This is a genomic window from Pseudomonas sp. FSL W5-0299 (assembly GCF_005930655.1).
In the GTDB taxonomy this organism is placed as follows: domain Bacteria; phylum Pseudomonadota; class Gammaproteobacteria; order Pseudomonadales; family Pseudomonadaceae; genus Aquipseudomonas; species Aquipseudomonas mandelii.
Map to the genome: position 1 here is coordinate 1 of NZ_RXHX01000085.1, position 2,399 is coordinate 2,399.

General features: G+C 58.6%; 1 protein-coding gene and 1 pseudogene. Both read right to left on the reverse strand.

Annotated elements, in window-relative coordinates; genetic code table 11:
* Positions 1–71: 71 nt before the first annotated feature.
* A complete protein-coding gene (gene ltrA, locus FHL16_RS33650; protein ID WP_010466266.1) occupies positions 72–1,340 on the reverse strand; it encodes a group II intron reverse transcriptase/maturase in 1,269 nt (422 codons plus the stop codon).
* Positions 1,341–1,859: 519 nt separating this feature from the next.
* Positions 1,860–2,372, reverse strand: a pseudogene (locus FHL16_RS33660) (IS5-like element ISPre1 family transposase); the annotation flags it as partial.
* Between the last annotated feature and the right edge of the window lie 27 nt (positions 2,373–2,399).

Here is a 2,399-nt window from a genome sequence, read left to right on the forward strand (position 1 = left end):
GCCAAAATGGTGAGTCGGCCGCGGGAACTGCCCCCGCAGCCGCTCGCAGAACCGTACGTGACACTCTCGCGTCATACGGCTCCCGTTATCCAACCTTGCTGCCCGGTCACTCGCCAGTGATGAAACAGCCGGGGTACCACAGTCCGCATCTTGTCCAGCCATTGGCTAATGCGCCGCTTGCGCCTATGAAGAGCCTTGTATTTTCGTCGGGCCCAGCGTTCAAGCGCGCGGTCAATGTGCTGGAAGATGCCAAGCATGGCTGTCCGATAGAACGAGCCATAGTATTGCGACCACCCCTGTATCACTGGATTGTAGAGCCGAGCCACGTCGACCAGCGTCACGTGGGTTTGGCGATTGAGTCGCCACCTGCGTACCGCTTGCCGCATCCGCTTTAAGGCATCCGCACTCGCTCCCGGAAGGAAGCTCGTGAAGAGCTGGTCTTGTTTGCTGAGCGCCTTCCTCGGCCTAAAGGTGAAGCCGAGGAAGGTAAAGCTCACATGCGGATAACCTGCGCGACGGTTACTGTCCTTGCAGTACACGACCTTCGATTTCTCGGGGTGCATCGTCAAGCCACAGGCAGCCAGCCGTGAAGCAATGGAGCGCATCACGTACTCCGCTTGCTTTCGACTGCGGCAGTGCACCACCGCATCATCGGCGTAGCGGGCAAACGGGCAGTTGGGGCTGGTACGTTGCATCCAGGTGTCGAAGGCATAGTGCATGAACAGATTCATCAGGAGGGGACTGATCACTCCACCTTGCGGGGTGCCGCGTTCGCGTCGGACGCGCATACCGTGATCCGTTTCGAACGGCGCAACCAGCCACCGCTCGATGTACAGAAGTATCCAGTCCTCCTTGATGTGCAGGCGCACCGCCTTCATCAGCAACCCATGATTGATCTGATCGAAGGCTGCCTTGATATCAAACTCCACCACCCAGTCGTATCGCCAGCAGCGCTCACGCGTGATCGCCACCGCCTGCTTCGCTGATCGTCCCGGCCGGTACCCATAGGAGTCCGAGTGGAAGATCGAGTCCAGCTCCGGCTCGATGAGAAGCTTGACCACGGTTTGCGCGACACGATCACCAACCGTGGGCACTCCCAGCTTGCGCGTGCCTCCCGATGCCTTGGGAATTTCTACTTGCTTGACCGGAGGCGGGAAGTACGACCCCGACGACATCCGATTCCACAGCTTGTAGAGATTCTTAGACAGATCCCGCTCGAAATCGGCGATGGTTTCATCGTCGATGCCGGCAGCACCGCGGTTGGCCCTGACCTGCTGGTAGGCGTCCCATACCGTGCGTTTCGCTATGTCATAAGGTTTCGCCGAGCTCACGCCACTCATCCCCGGAGGTTGGCAACGCTCGTCGGCCGGATAACGCCGCCCCTTCGCTCCACCTCCATTACAGAGGCTTCATCGCTACTACGGGAGGCTCCGCCCCTCGTTCCAGCATCGGTATTCTTCCTCATGGTGTTGGCCATTTGTCATTTTCCTTCGCATCTGGAACAAGGTTCTCACGTTCCGTACCAAAGCCTGTATGAAGATCATGCCGCCTATACACCGGCTGCCATCGGGTCCGTAAGCAGGTAACGCCCCGACTTGTCCTGAAGCCAGTACTCCACCTCAGTTTCGGCAGCACCTTGGGCATAACGATGCGTCATCGGACGGTTTGCTTTCGCTCATCTTCTCCATACTCACCTGCCATCCTCAGGGATGACTTTTCCTCGGTCGCTCACCACCACACCTTTTGGATGCAGCAGCACCGGGTGGTTTGAAGTCCGCTCCTGCAAGCCGACTTCGGAAGGCCTACTTCCATCTTCGGCACAGCAGCACAGGTCATCTGACCTGTGTTCGTGACACACAGTACTGGTTACCCTTCTTGGTCTGATGCATTTCCGGGTCGCGCTTACCGTCCTTGTTCTTGGTCGAACTCGGCGCATTGATCAGCGTGGCATCGACGATCGTGCCTTGGCGCAGCGACAGCCCTCGGTCGCCCAGATAGCCATTGATGACAGCCAAGATGCCGGCGGCTAGTTCGTGCTTCTCCAGCAAACGACGGAAGTTGAGGATGGTGGTTTCATCGGGGATACGCTCCAAGCTCAGCCCCGCGAACTGGCGCAGGATGGTGGTCTCGTACAGCGCCTCTTCCATCGCTGGATCGCTGTAACCGAACCAGTTTTGCATCAGGTGCACGCGCAGCATCGCCATCAGCGGATAGGCCGGACGACCGCCTTCACCCTTGGGATAATGCGGCTCGATCAAGGCAATCAAACCCTTCCACGGCACCACCCGATCCATCTCGATCAGGAACAACTCTTTGCGGGTTTGTTTGCGCTTACCGGCGTACTCGGCGTCGGCGAAGGTCATCTGCTTCATCGGGAAACTCGGTGGGTGGGGTCGCGG